Here is a 16573-nt window from a genome sequence, read left to right as displayed (position 1 = left end):
CCGGCCGGCGCCGCGCACGGATTCCTGCCGATGGCCGATACCAGCGACGCGCATCCCCGCGAGGATAACCCCGAAAACCTGCGCCGCCAGATCCTCGACCTCGTCGCGCGCTACGCCGATCTCGCCCACGTGCCGCAGCCCTTCGCGCCGGGGCACTCGCCGGTGCCGGTCTCGGGCCGCGTCTACGGCGCGGAGGAGATGCAGCTCCTCGTCGATTCGGCCCTCGAATTCTGGCTGACCACGGGACGGTTCAACGACGCGTTCGAGACGCGCCTCGCCCGCATCATCGGGGCGCGGTATCTCCTCACCTGCAATTCGGGCTCGTCGGCCAACCTCCTCGCGGTCACGGCGCTGACCTCGCACCTTCTCGGCGAGCGGCAGCTCAAGCCCGGGGACGAGGTGATCACCTGCGCCACCGGCTTCCCGACCACGGTGAACCCGATCCTCCAGAACGGGCTCGTGCCGGTCTTCGTCGATGTCGAGATCCCGACCTACAATATCGACGTGCGCCAGCTCGAGGCCGCGCTCTCACCGCGCACCCGCGCCGTGGTGGTCGCGCACACCCTCGGCAACCCGTTCGGCCTCGCCGCCGTCACCGCCTTCTGCAAGGCGCACGGCCTCTTCCTCGTGGAGGATTGCTGCGACGCGCTCGGCGCCACCTACGAGGGCCGCATGGTCGGCACCTTCGGCGATGTCGGCACCCTGAGCTTCTACCCCGCCCACCACATCACCATGGGCGAAGGCGGCGCCGTCTTCACGGGCTCGAGCCGGCTCAAGCGGGCGCTCGAATCCCTGCGGGACTGGGGCCGCGACTGCTACTGCGCGCCGGGCCGGGACGATACCTGCGGCAAGCGCTTCGGCTGGCGGCTCGGCGAGCTGCCGGAAGGCTACGATCACAAATACATCTACGCCCATCTCGGCTACAATCTGAAGATCACCGACATGCAGGCGGCCGTGGGTCTCGGCCAGCTCGACCGTCTCGACGGCTTCATCGCGGCCAGGCGGCGCAACTTCGTCCGCCTGCACGAGCGCCTGAGCCCCTTCGCGGACCGCCTGATCCTGCCGGAGGCGACGCCGGGATCGGACCCGTCCTGGTTCGGCTTCCCGATCACGCTGCGCGAGACGGGCACGCGCACCGCGCTCCTGCGACATCTCACCGAGCGGCGGATCGGCACGCGGCTCCTGTTCGGCGGCAACCTGACCCGGCAGCCCTACATGCTGGGACGCCCGTTCCGGGCGGTCGGCGACCTCGCGGCGAGCGACCGCGTGATGCACGACACCTTCTGGATCGGCGTCTATCCGGGACTCGGAGACGCCGCCATCGACTATGCGGCCGAGGCGATCGGCGAGTTCCTCGACGGCGCCCGGGCGATGCGCCTCAGCGCATGCTGAGGCCGGCGGCGAGGTGATGGTTGATCGAGATCAGCGCCGCGAGCTTCTCGGGCTTCGGGTCGACCATGGTGTCGATCACGCGGCGGAACACGAAGACCGCGAGGTCGGCGACGTTGGTCTTGATCTCGGCCGGCAGCGGGCTCGCGGGATCGGTCGCCGCGCCGGCGATCACGGTCCAGACCTTCTGGTTGAAGGTCAGCGCCGCGGTGAGGGCCGATTCCTGATTCGCCCAATCGTCCTGCACGGCCTGGAGCTGGCGGGCCGCCTTCATCAGCACCGCGGCTTCCGCCTCGCGCGGGCTGACGGCGCTCTGCGAGGTGCGGGCATAGGCGTTCGCGGCGTGCATCATGGATGGAGGATCCTCGGCGCGCCCGCGCGCCGGGCGCGGAGCGGGGGTGAGGAATCGCATGCGGGCTCTTAAGACAGGGTAAGCGCCCCGCATGCCGTAATGCCGCCCGCTTGCCGGAGGAACCATGCCGGCGGCATCGGGATCTGCCGAAAGCCCCGGGAATTCGTGGAGATGATGAACTTTCTGCTCGGCGCGACGGCCGGCGCGCTGATCGCCTGCGTCGGCACGATCACGGCCCTGCGCCATCCCGACCTTCAGGTCCGCCTCGGCCTCCGGCCCGCGGTGGTCGCTGCGGCCCCGGCGCCGCGCGCGCCTGAGCCCGTCTGCCCGCCGCGCGCGGCCGAGCACGCGGTCGGCACCACCGAGATGCTGCTCTCGCCGCGCCGCTTCTGGTCGATCGCGCCGGACAAGCGGCCGCAATAGCCGCCGGCCCGTCATGCGGGATTGCGAAATCTAGATTCGCGGCGCGTGCGAGACGACCGTCCGGATCGCGAAGCTCGATTGCAGGCGCGCGACACCCGGCAGGCGCGAGAGCACCTCCTTGTGCAGGCGCTCGTAATCGCTCGCATCCTTCACCTCCAGCTTCACGAGGTAATCCGCGCTGCCGGTCATCAGGTAGCAGTCGCGCACCTCCGGGCAGCGGCGCACCGCGGCCTCGAAGCGGTTGAGGTAATCCTCCGTCTGCCGGTCGAGGGTGATCTGCGTGACGACGACGAGGCCGCCCTCGTCGGGCAGGGCGTCGATCAGCGCCGCGTAGCCCCGGATGACGCCCGTCTCCTCCATCAGGCGCACGCGCCGGTGGCAGGCGGAGGGTGAGAGGCCGACCCGCTCCGAGAGATCGGCATTGCTGATCCGCCCCTCGCCGCGCAGGACGCGGATGATGCGGCGGTCGATGTCGTCGATGTTCGGCATTCGGAGAAGATTCGCGAGAGGCGTAGATCCTTGCGCGGGCAAGCTTACAGCGGGAGGTTCTGCGCGTCATCGCGGAGAAATTCGAGGATCCTTCGCCTAGCCTGGAGGTGCCCGCATCGGTGGGGTCTCGGAGGGGCGGTGGCATGGCGTTCCTGGCTGCGCGTTCCGTCGATCCGTCCCGGGCCGATCCTCTCGCCGGCAGCGCGGCCCGCCGCGCCGGCGCGATCCTGACGATCGATCTCGCCGCCATCGCGGAGAACTACCGCTTCCTGCGCCGGCAGGCCGGGCGGGCCACCTGCGCCGCGGTGGTCAAGGCCGACGCCTACGGGCTCGGGGCGGCCCGCGTCGCGCCGACCCTCGCGCGGGCGGGGTGCCGCGACTTCTTCGTCGCCCATCTCGAGGAGGGCATCGCGCTGCGCGCCATCCTCGGCCGGGGCCCGCGGATCGCGATCCTGCACGGCGCGCCGGCCGGCACGGAGACGGACTGCCTCGCCGAGGACCTCGTCCCCGTCCTCAACGATCTTGAGCAGGTCGCTGCCTGGCGCGCCCTCGCCCGGCGGCGCGGGGAGGTTCTTCCGGCGATCCTGCAGGTCGATACCGGCATGGCCCGGTTCGGCCTCCCGCGCGCGGGCCTCGACCGGCTGCTCGCCGAGCCGGACGGCCTCGCCGGTCTCTCCCTCGGGCTCGTCATGAGCCATCTCGCCTGCGCCGACGCGCCGGACCATCCGGCCAATGCCGACCAGCGCGCGGCCTTCGCGAGCCTCCGCGCGCGGCTGCCGGGCGTGCCCGCGAGCCTCGCGGCCTCGTCCGGCATCTTCCTCGGCCCCGAATTCCAGGCCGACCTCGTCCGGCCGGGCGCCGCGCTCTACGGCGTGAACCCGCAGCCCGGGCGCCCCAACCCGATGCGGCCGGTGGTGCGCCTGCAGGCCCGCATCCTGCAGCTGCGCGACGTCGCGGCCGGAGACGGCGTCGGCTACGGGCATGCCGCGGTCGCGCACCGCCCGATGCGCCTCGCCGTCGTCGCGGCCGGCTATGCCGACGGCTACCTGCGCAGCGCCTCCGGGCGCGGCATGGCTTTTGCCGGTCCGCATCCGCTGGCGGGGGTCGGACGCGTCTCGATGGACAGCCTGATCCTCGACGTCACGGACGTGCCGCCGGACGCGGTTCCGCTCGGCGGGTTCGTCGACCTGATCGGGCCGGGCCACGGCGTGGACGCCCTGGCCGAGGCCGCCGGCACGATCGGCTACGAGGTGCTGACGAGCCTCGGGAGCCGCTACCACCGCATCTATCGCGAGGCTTGAGAGATCCGATGCACGTTCTGGTTCTCGGCGGCGGCGTCGTCGGCGTCACCTCGGCCTGGTACCTCGCCAAGGCCGGCCATCGGGTCACGGTGCTCGACCGCCAGCCCGGCGCCGGGCTGGAGACCAGCTTCGCCAATGCTGGTCAGGTCTCGCCCGGCTACTCGGCCCCCTGGGCGGCGCCCGGCATCCCGGTCAAGGCGCTCAAATGGCTGATGATGCGCCACCGTCCGCTCGTGCTCTGGCCGAGCCTGGAGCCGCGCCTCTACGGCTGGCTCGCCCGGATGCTCGCGAACTGCACCGAGGAGGCCTATACGCGCAACAAGGGCCGTATGGTCCGGCTCGCCGAGTACAGCCGCGACGCGCTCCGCGACCTGCGCGCCGAGACCGGCATCGCCTACGATCACCGCGAGCAGGGCACGCTCCAGCTCTTCCGGACGCAGAAGCAGCTCGACCACGTCCCCGACGACACCCGCGTCCTCGACGCCTACGGCGTGCCTTACGCGGTGCTCGATCCCGCCGGCTGCATCGCGGCCGAGCCGGCCCTCGCCCGGGTGTCCGGCACCTTCGTCGGCGGCCTGCGCCTGCCCGGCGACGAGACCGGCGACGCGCATCTGTTCACGCAGCGGCTCGCCGCGCTCTGCGAGGCGCAGGGCGTCACCTTCCGCTACGGCACGGCGATCACGGGCCTGCGCAGCGAGGGCGGCGCCGTCATGGGCGTCGTCACCGGCACGGGCGAGGTCCTGAGCGCGGACGCCTACGTCGCGGCGATGGGCAGCTACACGCCGGCTTTGGTGCGCCCGCTCGGAATCGACCTGCCGGTCTATCCGGTGAAGGGCTACTCGCTGACCCTGCCGGTGACGGACCCTGAGGCCGCCCCGGTCTCCACGGTGATGGACGAGACCTACAAGGTCGCGATCACGCGGCTCGGCGACCGCATCCGGGTCGGCGGCACGGCGGAGCTGGCGGGATTCAGCCAGATCCTGCGCTCCCCGCGCCGCGAGACCCTGGCCCGCTCGCTCGGCGACCTGTTCCCGGCGGGCGGCGACGTGGCCCAGGCGCGGTTCTGGACAGGCCTGCGCCCGATGACGCCGGACGGCACGCCGATCGTCGGTGCGACCCGGCTCGCCAACCTCTACACCAATACCGGCCACGGCACGCTCGGCTGGACCATGGCCTGCGGCTCGGGGCGCCTCCTGGCCGACCTCGTCTCCAGTCGCACGCCCGAGATCGCCGCGGACGACCTCGCGGTCGGCCGCTACCGCCGAGCGGCGTGACCGGTGATCTGACGGGCGTCAGGCGAGCCGCATCGCGGCGATGCCGGCGAGGATGACCACGGCCGCCACCGCGCGGCCCCTGATGAGCGGCTCCTTGAGGATGGTCACCGAGATCAGCGCGGCCACGAGCACGCTGGTCTCGCGGAGCGCCGCCACGAGCGGGATCGGCGCGACGGTCATCGCCCAGATCGCGATCCAGTAGGAGCCGAGCGAGAACAGGCCGCCGAACAGGCCCGGCACCACGACGCCCTTGAGCTGATGCAGGACGCTCAAGCCCCGCCGCCACAGCACGAAGGTGATGAGCGGGATGCCGTCCACGACGAACAGGGCCGCCGAATAGGCGTGGGCGTCGCCCGCGACGCGGGCGCCGATGCCGTCGACCAGGGTGTAGCCGCAGATCGTCAGCGCGGTCAGCCCCGCCCAGCCGAGGGCCCGCGGCTGCAGTCGGCCGTTGCGGCTGCCGAAGGCCATCAGGCCGACGCCGAGGCAGAGGATCGCGATGCCGGCCGCGGCGAGCGGGGCTATCGGCTCGCCCAGCACAAGGAGGGAGGCGAGGGTCGTGAGGAGCGGCGCGCTGCCCCGCGCGATCGGGTAGACCTGCCCCATATCGGCGTGCCGGTAGGCCTCCGTCAGGGCGATGTAGTAGCCGAGATGCAGGACGATCGAGCCGAACAGCCAGGGCCATGCGGCCAGGATGGGCGGCCCGAGAACCACGAGCGCCGGCAGGGCGATCACCCCCGCGCTCGCCGTGATCAGCGCCATGGTCAGGATCGGTTCCAGGCGCAGCTTCACCAGCGCGTTCCAGCCGGCATGCATGCAGGCCGCGGCGAGCACCGCGGCGAAGACCGGGGCGCTCATGCGGCCTCCGCGGCGGTGAAGGGACGGATGGCGAGGCGGGCGGGCAGGAGCCGGCCGGCGAGGTCGATCGCGTAGGAGCGGCCCGGCTGCTCGACGCCCTCCCCGCCCGCGATCCGTCCGATCGCGACGAGGCCGCCGAGCCGCTCGCTCCAGGCCGCGGAGGTGATCTCGCCGACGGGATCGCCGTCGCGCAGGATCGGCTCGCCGCCCCAGGCCATGGCGTCGTCCGGCAGGTCGCAGGTGAGGTGGACGAGGCGCTGGGCCGGCGGCGCGGCGCGGGCGGCGAAGGCCGCCTCGCGGCCCGTGAAGCTCGGCTTGGCGAAGGCGAGAACGCCGTCGAGCCCGGCCTCGGCGGGCGTCGTGCCCGGGCCGATGTCGCGGCCCCAGGCCGGGTGGCCACGCTCGATCCTCAGGGCATCGACCGCCTGGAAGCCGATATCGCGCAGGCCAAGCGCCGCGCCCGCCGCGGCGAGGCTGTCATAGACCCCGGCCGCGAACTCGGTCGGCACCAGAAGCTCGACTCCGTCGGCCGCGATGTAGCTGCGCCGCACGGCGCGGACCGTCGCGTAGCCGATCTCGATCTCGGCCGAGCCCTCCGGTGGGATGTCGGACAGCCGTGACCGCCCGACGCGCCCGAGCAGGTCCGACGTCCGCGGGCCGGCGAGCGCCGGGACGGCATAGGCCGAGGTCACGTCAGTGAGGACGGCGTGGCAATCGGCGGCAATCGCGCGGCGGACGAGATGCGCGTCGCGCACCGCCTGGCCGGAGCCGGTCGTCAGGAGGAAGGCGTCGTCCGCGAGGCGCAGCGCCATCACCTCGCTCTCGATGCCGCCGCGCCGGTTCAGGATCGGCGCGTAGCGGCTCTCGCCGACCGCCATGGCGAGATCAGCGGCGCACAGGGTCTGGAGCACGGCGAGGGCGTCGCGCCCCTGCACCAGGAGCTTGCCGAGGCTCGTCATGTCGACGAGGCCGACCGCCTCGTGGACGGCGCGCTGCTCGGCGGCCACCGCCGCGAGCCAGGGGCCGCGGCCGAACCCGTAGGCGGGCGGGGCGGCGGCCTCCCCGGGCGCGAACCGGTTCGGCCGCTCCCAGCCCATCTTCGAGCCGAACACCGCGCCCTTGGCGGCGAGGCGGTCGTGCAGGGGCGAGCGGCGCAGCGGCCGGGCCGATTCGAGCTCGCGGTTCGGCCAGGGCATGGCGTAGTGCAGGACGAGCGTCTCCTTCACCCGGTCGTGCAGCCAGGCCGGATTCGCGTTGAAGCGCCCGAAGCGGCGGATATCGACCGCCCAGAGGTCGTCCGTCGGCTCGCCGGCCACGATCCATTCCGCGAGAGCCCGGCCGGCGCCACCGCCGAGCGCGATGCCCGCCGAATTGAAGCCGGCCGCGACGAAGACGCCCTCGCATTCGGGCGCCGGCCCGAGCAGGCAGTTGTTGTCCGGCGTGAAGCTCTCCGGCCCGTTGAGGAAGAGCTTGACCGGGGCGGTCTCCAGGGCCGGGACGCGCTGGATCGCGTTCTCCATCAGGATCTCGAACTGGTCCCAGTCGTCGGGCAGGAGCTGGAACTCGAAATCCTCGGGGATGCCGGCCATGCCCCAGGGCTTGGCCTGCGGCTCGAACCCGCCCATCACGAGCCCGCCGACCTCCTCCTTGAAGTAGATGTAGCCGTCGGGGTCGCGCATCACGGGCAGGTCCGGATGGACACCGGGTATCGCCTCGGTGACCACGTACATGTGCTCGGCCGAATGCAGCGGCACCGCGACCCCGCACAGGGCGCCGACCTGCCGCGACCATTGCCCGGCGGCGATCACCACCGTCTCGCAGGCGATGCGGCCGCGCTCCGTCACTACGGCGGCGGCGCGGCCGTTCACCGTTTCGATCGCGCGGACGCGGGTCTTCTCGAACAGGCGGGCGCCGCCCGCACGGGCTCCCCGCGCCAGCGCCGCCGTCACGTCGGACGGGTTGGCCTTGCCGTCCCCGGGCAGCCAGACGGCGCCGAGCAGATCGTCGTGGCGCATCGGCGGGAAGAGGCGGCCGGCCTCCGCCGCGGAGATCGGCTCGACGGCAACACCCTGCATGCGGGCCATCGCGACGGTGCGGGCGAGCACCGTCATGCGCTCGGGCGCGCGCGCCACGGTAAGCGAGCCGCAGCGCTTCCACCCCGTCGCCTGGCCCGTCTCGGCCTCCAGCCGCTCGTAGAGGCCGGTCGAGTAGCGAATCATACGCGTCAGCGCGGCCTGCTGGCGGAGCTGCCCGACGAGGCCCGCCGCGTGCCAGGTAGTGCCGCTCGACAGGCGCCCCTGCTCCACGAGGACCACGTCGCGCTGGCCGAGACCGGCGAGATGATAGGCGATCGAGGTGCCGACGATGCCGCCGCCGACGATCACGGTCCGGGCCTGGGTCGGGAAGGCGGCATCCATCATCGCGGCTCTCCTGTGCTCGCCCGAGCCCTGGAGCCACGCCCAATCGCGTTGCGACAGGGCACAGCGCCAGACCTTTGCTGTCACGCGCGCTCGCCGAACCGGCTTCCACGTCGGCGGAGAGCGGTCTAGCGCGGCCTTGCTCGAATAAGCAACAGAAAACCACAAAAAACCACATCAAGCGGCAACGATGATCCCAAGGGCGCGCGCCGCCAGGGCCTCGGCCATGGCAGATGGCGGAGCGGCGTCGACGATGAGGGCGGTGCCCGGCGGGATCGGCTGCAGGCGGATCGGCGTCAGGCGGCCGAACTTCGTGCGGTCGACCACGACGAAGCCGCGCTCGGCCGCGCCGAGCATCGCCGCGCGCAGCTCGGTCGGCAGCACCGCGAAGTCGGTGAGGTCGCCCGATTCGGAGATGCCGCCGACCCCGATGAAGGCGAGGTCGGCGCGAAAGCGCGCCAGCGCGGCGATGCTCTCGGTGCCGAAGGCCGCCTCGTCCGCACCGTTCACCTCGCCGCCCAGCATATGCAGACGGATGCCGGGCACCCGGCAGAGCACGAGCCCGATCGACAGGCTGTTGGTGCAGACCGTCAGCCCGCGCCAGTCCGGGCGATCGGGGCCGGCCAGCGCCTGCGCGACCGCCAGGGTGGTCGAGCCCGAATCGAGCAACAGCACCATGCCGTCCTCGACGAGGCCGGCCGCGGCCCGGCCGATCGCCGCCTTGCCCTCCGGGTTGTCGCCCTGGCGCACGGCGAGCGTCGGCTCGTCGGAGCGGCGGGTCGCGCCGCCATGCACGATGGCGAGCTGGCCGCGGCCGGCGAGCGTCTTGAGGTCGCGCCGGATGGTCTCGCGCGAGACCGCGAAGCGCGCGGCCATCTCCTCGACGCTGATATGCCCGTCCGCGGCGAGGCGCTTCAGGATCTCGCCATGCCGGCGCGCGGCGATCGCGCGCGCGGAAGGGGTGACGTCGGCGCTCACGGGCGGGCTCCTTCGGGCTGCGTCTCGGCGGCGAGGTCGAGCACCGCCCGGATCAGGCGCAGCGAGCGGCGGCGGGCGAGGCAGGCGATGGCATGCCGGTTCGACAGGTCCGCCCCGGCGATCGGGATTGCGTGGATGCGCCCGTCCTCGCCGCATTCGAGGGAGGACACGATGCCGATGCCGATCCCGGCGGCGGCGGCCTCGATCACCGCCTCGCGGCTGTCGAGTTCCATCAGGACCAGGGGCTCGACGCCGCGGGCGCGGCAGGCGCGGTCGAAGGTCCGGCGGGTGACCGAGGTGGGCTCGCGCAGGACCATCGCCTGCCCGTCGAGTTCGGCGAGGTCGAGGGCCGCGCGCCCTGCGAGGGGGTGGCTCCGGGCCAGCACGGCGCGGACCTCCGAGACCGCCAGCGCCTCGAGGTGAAGCTCCTCGCGCGGCTCGGCCTCCGTCACCACGCCGATGCTCGCCCGCTCGGTCAGCAGGGCCTCGTAGGTCTCGGCCGCGTTGCCGAGGCTCAAGCCGACCGTGATGCCGGGATGCCGTGCACGCAGGCGCGCCAGCAGCGGCATCACCACGTGGGGCGAATCGGCTGCGATCTCGATGCGCCCGGTGACCAGGGCGCGGTTCGCCAGGAGCAGGTCCTCGGCCTGCTCGACGAGGCCGAACAAGGGCCGCGTCAGCGCCGCCAGCGCCTCGCCCTGGGGCGTCAGCTCGGCGCTGCGGGCGGTGCGGCGGAACAGGACGAGGTCGTAGCGCTCCTCCAGCGCCTTCACGTGCCCGGTCACGGCCGGCTGGCTGATGCTCAGGCGCTTGGCCGCGCGGGTGAAGCTGCCCTCGCGGGACACGGCGTCGAAGGCGCGGAGCTGGAACAGGTTCATCGCGATCCATCGGCCTGACTGATGGGAAACATCACGACAAACGATTTGATCTGATGGGAGCGCGAACGCAAGATCCTCCTCGTCCGCAGCGATCCGGCACGGACGATCGAGGGCGATCATGGCTTCCTCCGCTCCCATCCTCCTGACCCCGGGCCCCCTCACGACCTCCGAGCGCACCCGCGCGGCGATGCTGACCGACTGGGGCTCCTGGGACGGCAGCTTCAACGGGCTCACCGCCAGCCTCTGCGACAAGCTCGTGGCGATCGCGAACGGCTCCGGCAGCCATGCCTGCGTGCCGCTCCAGGGCAGCGGCACCTTCGCGGTGGAGGCGGCGGTCGGCACCTTCGTGCCGCGGACGGGCAAGATGCTCGTCCTCGTCAACGGCGCCTACGGCAAGCGCCTCGCGAAGATCTGCGAGATGCTCGGGCGCGACCACAGCGTCTACGAGACGCCCGAGGACGTGCCGACCACGCCGGAGGCCGTCGACCGGCTGCTCGCCGAGGATCGCGCGGTCACTCATGTCGGCCTGATCCATTGCGAGACCTCCACCGGCATCCTCAACCCGCTGCCCGAGATCGCCACCGTGGTGGCCCGGCACGGCCGCCGCCTGATCATCGACGCGATGAGCTCGTTCGGGGCGCTGCCGATCGACGCGCGCGCCGTACCCTTCGAGGCGCTGATCGCGGCCTCGGGCAAATGCCTGGAGGGCGTGCCGGGCATGGGCTTCGTCCTCGCTCGCGAGGAGGCGCTGCTGGCGGCCGAGGGCAACATCGCCTCCCTCGCGCTCGATCTGCGCGACCAGCACCTCTACATGCAGCGCACCGGCCAGTGGCGCTTCACGCCGCCGACCCATGTGGTCGCGGCCCTGCACGAGGCGCTGCTCCAGTACGAGGACGAGGGCGGCCTGCCGGCCCGCCACGCCCGCTACGCGCGCAACTGCGAGACCCTGATCGCCGGCATGCGGCGGCTCGGCCTGCGCAGCTTCCTGCCGCCCGAGATCCAGGCGCCGATCATCGTCACCTTCCACGCCCCGCGCGACGGGCGCTACCGCTTCGCGGACTTCTACCAGGCGGTGCGGGCCAAGGGCTTCATCCTCTATCCGGGCAAGCTCACCCAGGTGGAGACCTTCCGGGTCGGCTGCATCGGCGCCGTCGAGCCCACCGACATGGAACGCGCGGTCGAGGCAGTGGCCGAGACCTTCCGCGAACTCCGCATCGAGACCCTCTGAACCCTCCGCCGGGAGCGCGCCATGCCTTACGAGAACCCGAGATCCGTCCAGGCGGTGGTCCTGGACTGGGCCGGAACGGTGGTCGATTTCGGCTCCTTCGCCCCCACCCAGATCTTCGTCGAGGCCTTCGGCGAGTTCGGCGTCGCGGTCAGCCTGGAAGAGGCGCGCGGGCCGATGGGCATGGGCAAGTGGGACCACATCCGCACCCTCTGCAACGAGCCGCAAATCGCCGCCCGCTATGCGGAGAGGTTCGGCCGCACGCCGACGGACGCCGACGTGACCGCGATCTACGAGCGCTTCATGCCGCTGCAGATCGAGAAGATCGCCGCGCATTCCGGCATCATCCCGGGCGCCCTCGACGCGATCGCCCAATTGCGCGCCCGCGGCATCAGGATCGGCTCCTGCTCGGGCTACCCGGCCTGCGTGATGGAGCGCGTCGTCGCGCTCGCCCGGACCAACGGCTACGAGGCCGACCACGTGGTCGCCACCGACGAGGTGCCGAACGGTCGTCCCTACCCGGCCCAGGCTCTCGCCAACGTCATCGCCCTCGGGATCGATGACGTCGCCGCCTGCGTGAAGGTGGACGACACCGTCCCCGGTATCCTCGAAGGCCGCAAGGCCGGCATGTGGACGGTGGCGCTCACCTGCTCCGGCAACGCGATGGGCCTGAGCTACGAGGCGTTCAAGGCGCTGACCGCCGACCAACTCGCCGCCGAGCGCAACCGGATCAAGGCCCTCTTCGCCGATTCGCGGCCGCACTTCCTCATCGACACCATCGCCGACCTGCCCGGCGTGATCGCCGACATCGAGGGGCTGCTCGCGGCCGGCCGCATGCCGCAGGCCTGCTGACGCCGGCGCCCGCGCCGGCCACCACTGGACGCCCCGTATCGTCCGACCACATCGGGCGATATCGCGAAGTCATGCCAAACAGAATGGAAGATTTTCTCTGACTAGATCGCCCAAAAACTGCGCACGCTTGCAAAAACTACAAACTTGTCGCCGGGTGGTATTGTCTTTCTACTGTCATCATGCCGGAGCTATGTGCGCCCGGTACAGTTCGATGCTGGAGCCCCGCGCATGAAGTTCTTCTCGACCGTTGCCCTCGTCCTCGCTCTAGCCGGATCGGCGGCGCAGGCGGCCGAGCGGACGAAGCTTACGATCTACACCGCCCTGGAGAACGACCAGCTCGGCCCCTTCAAGGCGGCCATCGAGCGGGCGGTGCCCGAGGCCGAGGTGGTCTGGGTGCGCGATTCCACGGGCGTCATCACCGCCCGCTTCCTGGCGGAGAAGGACAATCCGCGCGCCGACATGGTGATCGGGCTCGCCGCCTCGAGCCTGCTGATGTTCGAGAAGCTCAACCTGCTGGCCGAGTACAAGCCGGCCGGGGCCGATGCCCTGAAGGAGGCGTTCCGGGACCCGAAGGCGCCCTACACCTGGACCGGCATGGACGCCTATCTCGGCGTCGTCTGCTTCAACACCGCGGAAGCCGGCCGCGACGGCGTGAAGACGCCCCAGCGCTGGGAGGACCTCCTCCAGCCCGGCCTCAAGGGCAAGATCGTGATGCCGCACCCGGCCTCCTCGGGCACCGGATACCTGATGGTGGCCGGCTGGCTCCAGAGCATGGGCGAGGAGAAGGGCTGGGCCTTCATGGACCGCCTCCACGACAACATCGCGGCCTATCTCCATTCGGGCTCGGCGCCCTGCGTCCAGGCCGCCCGCGGCGAGCGCACGGCGGGCCTCTCCCTCGACATGCGCGGCGCCTCCGAGAAGACCAAGGGCGCGCCGATCGAGGTCGTCGTGCCCGCCGACGGCACCGGCTGGGACGAGGAGGCCATGGCGGTGGTGGCGGGCGCGAAGAACCTGGCGCTCGCCAAGAAGGTCGCCGACTGGGGGGCCACCAAGGCCGCGAGCGAGCTCTACGCGAAGAGCTACGCGATCGTCGCCTATCCGGGCGTGTCGAGCGCCCCGGCCAACTATCCGGCCAATGCCGAGGCGGGCATGATCAAGAACGACCTCGGCTGGATGGCCGAGAACCGCGACCGCATCCTGGCCGAGTGGTCGCGCCGCTACGAGGCGAAGGCCGCCAAGAAGTAGGACCGGGGCAGGCGAAGCGCGACGCGTCGAGGAGCGAGAGTGGCATGACGAGACCCGATCCCACACCGTTCCTGAAGGTTCAGGGCCTCTCGAAGAGCTACGGCAGCTTCCTCGCCCTGGACGGGATCGACCTCGCGATCCCGCGCGGCGCCTTCGTCTGCTTCCTCGGTCCCTCCGGCTGCGGCAAGACCACGCTCCTGCGCATCATCGCGGGCCTCGACCGCCAGGACGAGGGCCGCATCGCGATGGGCGGGGTCGACGTCTCGGACGCGGCCCCGGCGGAGCGGGATTTCGGCATCGTCTTCCAGTCCTACGCCCTGTTCCCGAACCTCACGGTGGCGGACAACGTCGCCTACGGGCTCGTCAACCGCCGGATGAAGCGCGACCGGATCAAGGCCCGCGTCGCCGAGCTCCTCGCCCTGGTCGGCCTGCCCGACCAGGCGGCGAAGTATCCGGTCCAGCTCTCGGGCGGGCAGCAGCAGCGCATCGCCCTCGCCCGCGCGCTCGCCACCTCGCCCTCGCTGCTGCTCCTCGACGAGCCGCTCTCCGCCCTCGACGCCAAGGTCCGCATCCGCCTGCGCGAGGAGATCCGCTCGCTCCAGAAGCGTCTCGGCATCACCACGATCATGGTCACCCACGATCAGGAGGAGGCGCTCGCCATGGCCGACCGCGTCGTGGTGATGAACCACGGCCGGATCGAGCAGGTCGGCACGCCGGAGGAGATCTACCGCAACCCGGCGACCGCCTTCGTCGCCGACTTCATCGGCGCGATGACCTTCCTCGACGGGACGGTCTCGCAGTCGCAGGCGCTACGCGTCGGCGCGGTGGATCTCGTCTGCGAGGACGGGCGCGGCTTCGTGCCGGGCAGCCCCGTGCGCCTCGGCTTCCGGCCGGAGGAGATCCGGGTCGGGGGCGTCGCCGCGGGCGACGTCAACGCGATCGAGGTGCGGGTGAAGAGCCTCGAATTCCTTGGCTCCTTCTACCGGGCGCGGCTGGAGCCGAGCCGCGACCTTGGCTGCAGCCTCGTCGCCGACCTCTCGGCCAACCTGTTCGGCGACCTGCGGCTCGCCGAGGGACAATACCTCTACGTCGCGCTGCCGCCCCGGGCGCTGCGCGCCTTCCCGCAGGTCTCCGCGGCCTGATCGACGAGACGGAGGCCCGGACGCGATGAGCGATGCAGCGATCACCCTGCCCCTGCCCGACGCCGGCGCGCCGGTGACCGCCCGCCGCCGCGTCCCGGAATCGGCGATCGCCGCGGGCCTCGTCGCGGCGCTCTGCGTGCTCCTCGTCCTGATCATCGCGCTGCCGCTCGGGGCGCTGCTGATCAAGAGCTTCGAGGGGCCGAGCGGGGGCTTTGCCGGAATCGCCAATTTCCGCACCTATTTCGCGACGCCGACCCTCGTCGAGGCCCTCGTCAACAGCCTCACCATCGCCGCGCTCGCGGTGGCGCTCGTGGTGCCGCTCGCCTTCGGCTACGCCTATGCGCTGACGCGCACGGCCATGCCGTTCAAGGGCCTGTTCCTGGCCGCAGCGCTGCTGCCGATCTTCGCGCCCTCGCTGCTGTCGGGCATCGCGCTCACCTACATCCTGGGCAACCAGGGTTTCCTGCGCGGGCTCCTGTTCGGGCACTCGGTCTACGGGCCGATCGGCATCGTGATCGCCGAGTGCCTTTACGCCTTCCCGCACGCGCTGATCATCCTGACGACCGCGCTCTCCCTCTCCGACGGGCGCCTCTACGAGGCCGCCGCCGCCATGGGCACGAGCCGGCTGCGCACCTTCGCCACCGTGACGCTGCCCGGCGCGCGCTACGGCCTCGTCAGCGCGGGCTTCGTGGTCTTCACCCTGGTCGTGACCGATTTCGGCATCCCGAAGGTGATCGGCGGCCAGTATTCCGTGCTCGCCACCGACGCCTACCGGCAGGTGGTCGGCCAGCAGAATTTCCCGATGGGCGCCGTCGTCGGGTTGCTGATGCTGGTGCCTGCCGTGCTCGCCTTCGCGGTGGACCGGATGATCCAGCGCCGCCAGTCCGCCCTCCTCTCGGCCCGCTCGGTGCCCTACGAGCCGAAGCCGCGGCGCCTGCGCGACCGCCTGTCCCTCGCCTACGCGCTCGGCGTGGCGGGCGTGATCGTGGGCACCTACGGCGTCGCGGTCTGGGCCTCCTTCATCCGCTACTGGCCCTACAACCTCGCCCTCACCTTCGACCATTACGACTTCGCCGCCACCGATGCCGATGGCTGGTCGCCCTACTGGAACTCGCTCGCCATGGCGGGATCGGTCGCCGCCATCGGCACCGTGGTGGTCTTCTCCGGCGCCTACCTGATCGAGAAGCTGAAGGTCTTCCCCGCCGGCCGGATGGTGGCGCAGCTCCTCGCCATGCTGCCGCTCGCGGTGCCCGGCCTCGTCCTCGGCCTCGGCTACGTGTTCTTCTTCAACGCGCCCTGGAACCCGCTCAACGTCCTCTACGGCTCGCTGGCCCTGCTCGCGATCAATACGCTCGCGCACTACTACACCGTCGCCCACGTGACCGCGACGACGGCGCTCAAGCAGATCGATCCCGAGTTCGAGGCGGTCTCGGCCTCGCTCAAGGTGCCGTTCTGGCGGACCTTCACCCGGGTCAGCCTGCCGATCTGCCTGCCGACCGTGCTGGAACTCGCCGTCTACCTCTTCGTCAACGCCATGACGACGGTCTCGGCGGTGATCTTCCTCTACGGGGCCGATACCAAGCTCGCCTCCATCGCCATCGTCCACATGGACGAGGCCGGCACCACCGCCTCCGCCGCGGCGATGGCGAGCGTCATCATGGCGACCGCGCTGACCGCACGGCTCCTTCTCGCGTTGATCGGATGGGGGGTCGTCGCGCACCTGCAGCGCTGGCGCCGTCGCGAGGCCTGA

Annotated in this window: 15 protein-coding genes; 9 read left to right on the top strand and 6 right to left on the bottom strand. The window is 71.5% G+C overall.

What is annotated here, in order from left to right; all coding sequences use genetic code 11:
- The first annotated feature begins 30 nt into the window (after positions 1–30).
- Complete coding sequence (gene rfbH / locus MTDSW087_RS12260) at positions 31–1392, top strand: lipopolysaccharide biosynthesis protein RfbH (RefSeq protein WP_144764196.1); 1362 nt, start codon at positions 31–33, stop codon at positions 1390–1392.
- On the opposite strand, the gene flaF is transcribed toward rfbH, so the two are convergent.
- On the bottom strand, positions 1379–1741 hold the full coding sequence (gene flaF / locus MTDSW087_RS12255) for a flagellar biosynthesis regulator FlaF (protein WP_144764194.1): 363 nt from the start codon (positions 1739–1741) through the stop codon (positions 1379–1381). The two genes, rfbH and flaF, sit on opposite strands and share 14 nt — an antisense overlap.
- Before the next feature lie 171 nt (positions 1742–1912).
- Between flaF and MTDSW087_RS12250 the strand changes: the two genes are divergently transcribed.
- On the top strand, positions 1913–2164 hold the full coding sequence (locus MTDSW087_RS12250) for a hypothetical protein (RefSeq protein ID WP_144764192.1): 252 nt from the start codon (positions 1913–1915) through the stop codon (positions 2162–2164).
- Between the two features lie 30 nt (positions 2165–2194).
- Here MTDSW087_RS12250 and MTDSW087_RS12245 read toward each other — a convergent pair whose 3' ends face one another.
- Positions 2195–2653, bottom strand: coding sequence for an Lrp/AsnC family transcriptional regulator (locus tag MTDSW087_RS12245; RefSeq protein ID WP_144764190.1), 459 nt, complete (start codon positions 2651–2653; stop codon positions 2195–2197).
- 143 nt (positions 2654–2796) lie between these two features.
- Between MTDSW087_RS12245 and alr the strand changes: the two genes are divergently transcribed.
- Both alr and MTDSW087_RS12235 read left to right on the top strand, forming a co-directional pair.
- A complete protein-coding gene (alr, locus tag MTDSW087_RS12240) occupies positions 2797–3954 on the top strand; it encodes an alanine racemase (protein WP_144764188.1) in 1158 nt (385 codons plus the stop codon).
- An 8-nt stretch (positions 3955–3962) separates the two neighbouring features.
- Complete coding sequence (locus MTDSW087_RS12235; RefSeq protein ID WP_144764186.1) at positions 3963–5228, top strand: D-amino acid dehydrogenase; 1266 nt, start codon at positions 3963–3965, stop codon at positions 5226–5228.
- A gap of 18 nt (positions 5229–5246) precedes the next feature.
- On the opposite strand, the gene MTDSW087_RS12230 is transcribed toward MTDSW087_RS12235, so the two are convergent.
- From MTDSW087_RS12230 to MTDSW087_RS12215, 4 genes are all read right to left on the bottom strand, one after another.
- Positions 5247–6086 carry an EamA family transporter gene (locus MTDSW087_RS12230; protein WP_144764184.1) on the bottom strand — a complete coding sequence of 280 codons (840 nt, stop codon included), beginning with the start codon at positions 6084–6086 and terminating at the stop codon, positions 5247–5249.
- The gene (locus tag MTDSW087_RS12225; protein ID WP_144764326.1) at positions 6083–8503 is read right to left on the bottom strand and encodes a GcvT family protein; all 2421 of its coding nucleotides are present in this window, start codon (positions 8501–8503) and stop codon (positions 6083–6085) included. Before MTDSW087_RS12225 ends, MTDSW087_RS12230 begins: the two co-directional genes overlap by 4 nt.
- A 177-nt stretch (positions 8504–8680) precedes the next feature.
- Positions 8681–9481 carry a DeoR/GlpR family DNA-binding transcription regulator gene (locus tag MTDSW087_RS12220; protein ID WP_144764182.1) on the bottom strand — a complete coding sequence of 267 codons (801 nt, stop codon included), beginning with the start codon at positions 9479–9481 and terminating at the stop codon, positions 8681–8683.
- Positions 9478–10359 (bottom strand): LysR substrate-binding domain-containing protein, encoded by an 882-nt coding sequence (locus MTDSW087_RS12215; RefSeq protein WP_144764180.1) that lies wholly within the window; start codon positions 10357–10359, stop codon positions 9478–9480. Before MTDSW087_RS12215 ends, MTDSW087_RS12220 begins: the two co-directional genes overlap by 4 nt.
- Positions 10360–10477: 118 nt before the next feature.
- Between MTDSW087_RS12215 and MTDSW087_RS12210 the strand changes: the two genes are divergently transcribed.
- From MTDSW087_RS12210 to MTDSW087_RS12190, 5 genes are all read left to right on the top strand, one after another.
- Complete coding sequence (locus MTDSW087_RS12210) at positions 10478–11587, top strand: 2-aminoethylphosphonate--pyruvate transaminase (protein WP_144764178.1); 1110 nt, start codon at positions 10478–10480, stop codon at positions 11585–11587.
- A gap of 21 nt (positions 11588–11608) precedes the next feature.
- Positions 11609–12436 (top strand): phosphonoacetaldehyde hydrolase, encoded by an 828-nt coding sequence (gene phnX, locus MTDSW087_RS12205; protein WP_144764176.1) that lies wholly within the window; start codon positions 11609–11611, stop codon positions 12434–12436.
- Between the two features lie 228 nt (positions 12437–12664).
- On the top strand, positions 12665–13681 hold the full coding sequence (locus MTDSW087_RS12200) for a putative 2-aminoethylphosphonate ABC transporter substrate-binding protein (RefSeq protein ID WP_144764174.1): 1017 nt from the start codon (positions 12665–12667) through the stop codon (positions 13679–13681).
- Between the two features lie 44 nt (positions 13682–13725).
- The gene (locus MTDSW087_RS12195) at positions 13726–14823 is read left to right on the top strand and encodes a putative 2-aminoethylphosphonate ABC transporter ATP-binding protein (RefSeq protein WP_144764172.1); all 1098 of its coding nucleotides are present in this window, start codon (positions 13726–13728) and stop codon (positions 14821–14823) included.
- Positions 14824–14848: 25 nt separating this feature from the next.
- A complete protein-coding gene (locus tag MTDSW087_RS12190; protein WP_144764170.1) occupies positions 14849–16573 on the top strand; it encodes a putative 2-aminoethylphosphonate ABC transporter permease subunit in 1725 nt (574 codons plus the stop codon).

This window comes from Methylobacterium dankookense, from assembly GCF_902141855.1.
Classification (GTDB): Bacteria; Pseudomonadota; Alphaproteobacteria; order Rhizobiales; family Beijerinckiaceae; genus Methylobacterium; species Methylobacterium dankookense.
Note: the sequence above shows the minus strand (reverse complement) of the source record. Positions and strands in the feature narration are given on the sequence as shown.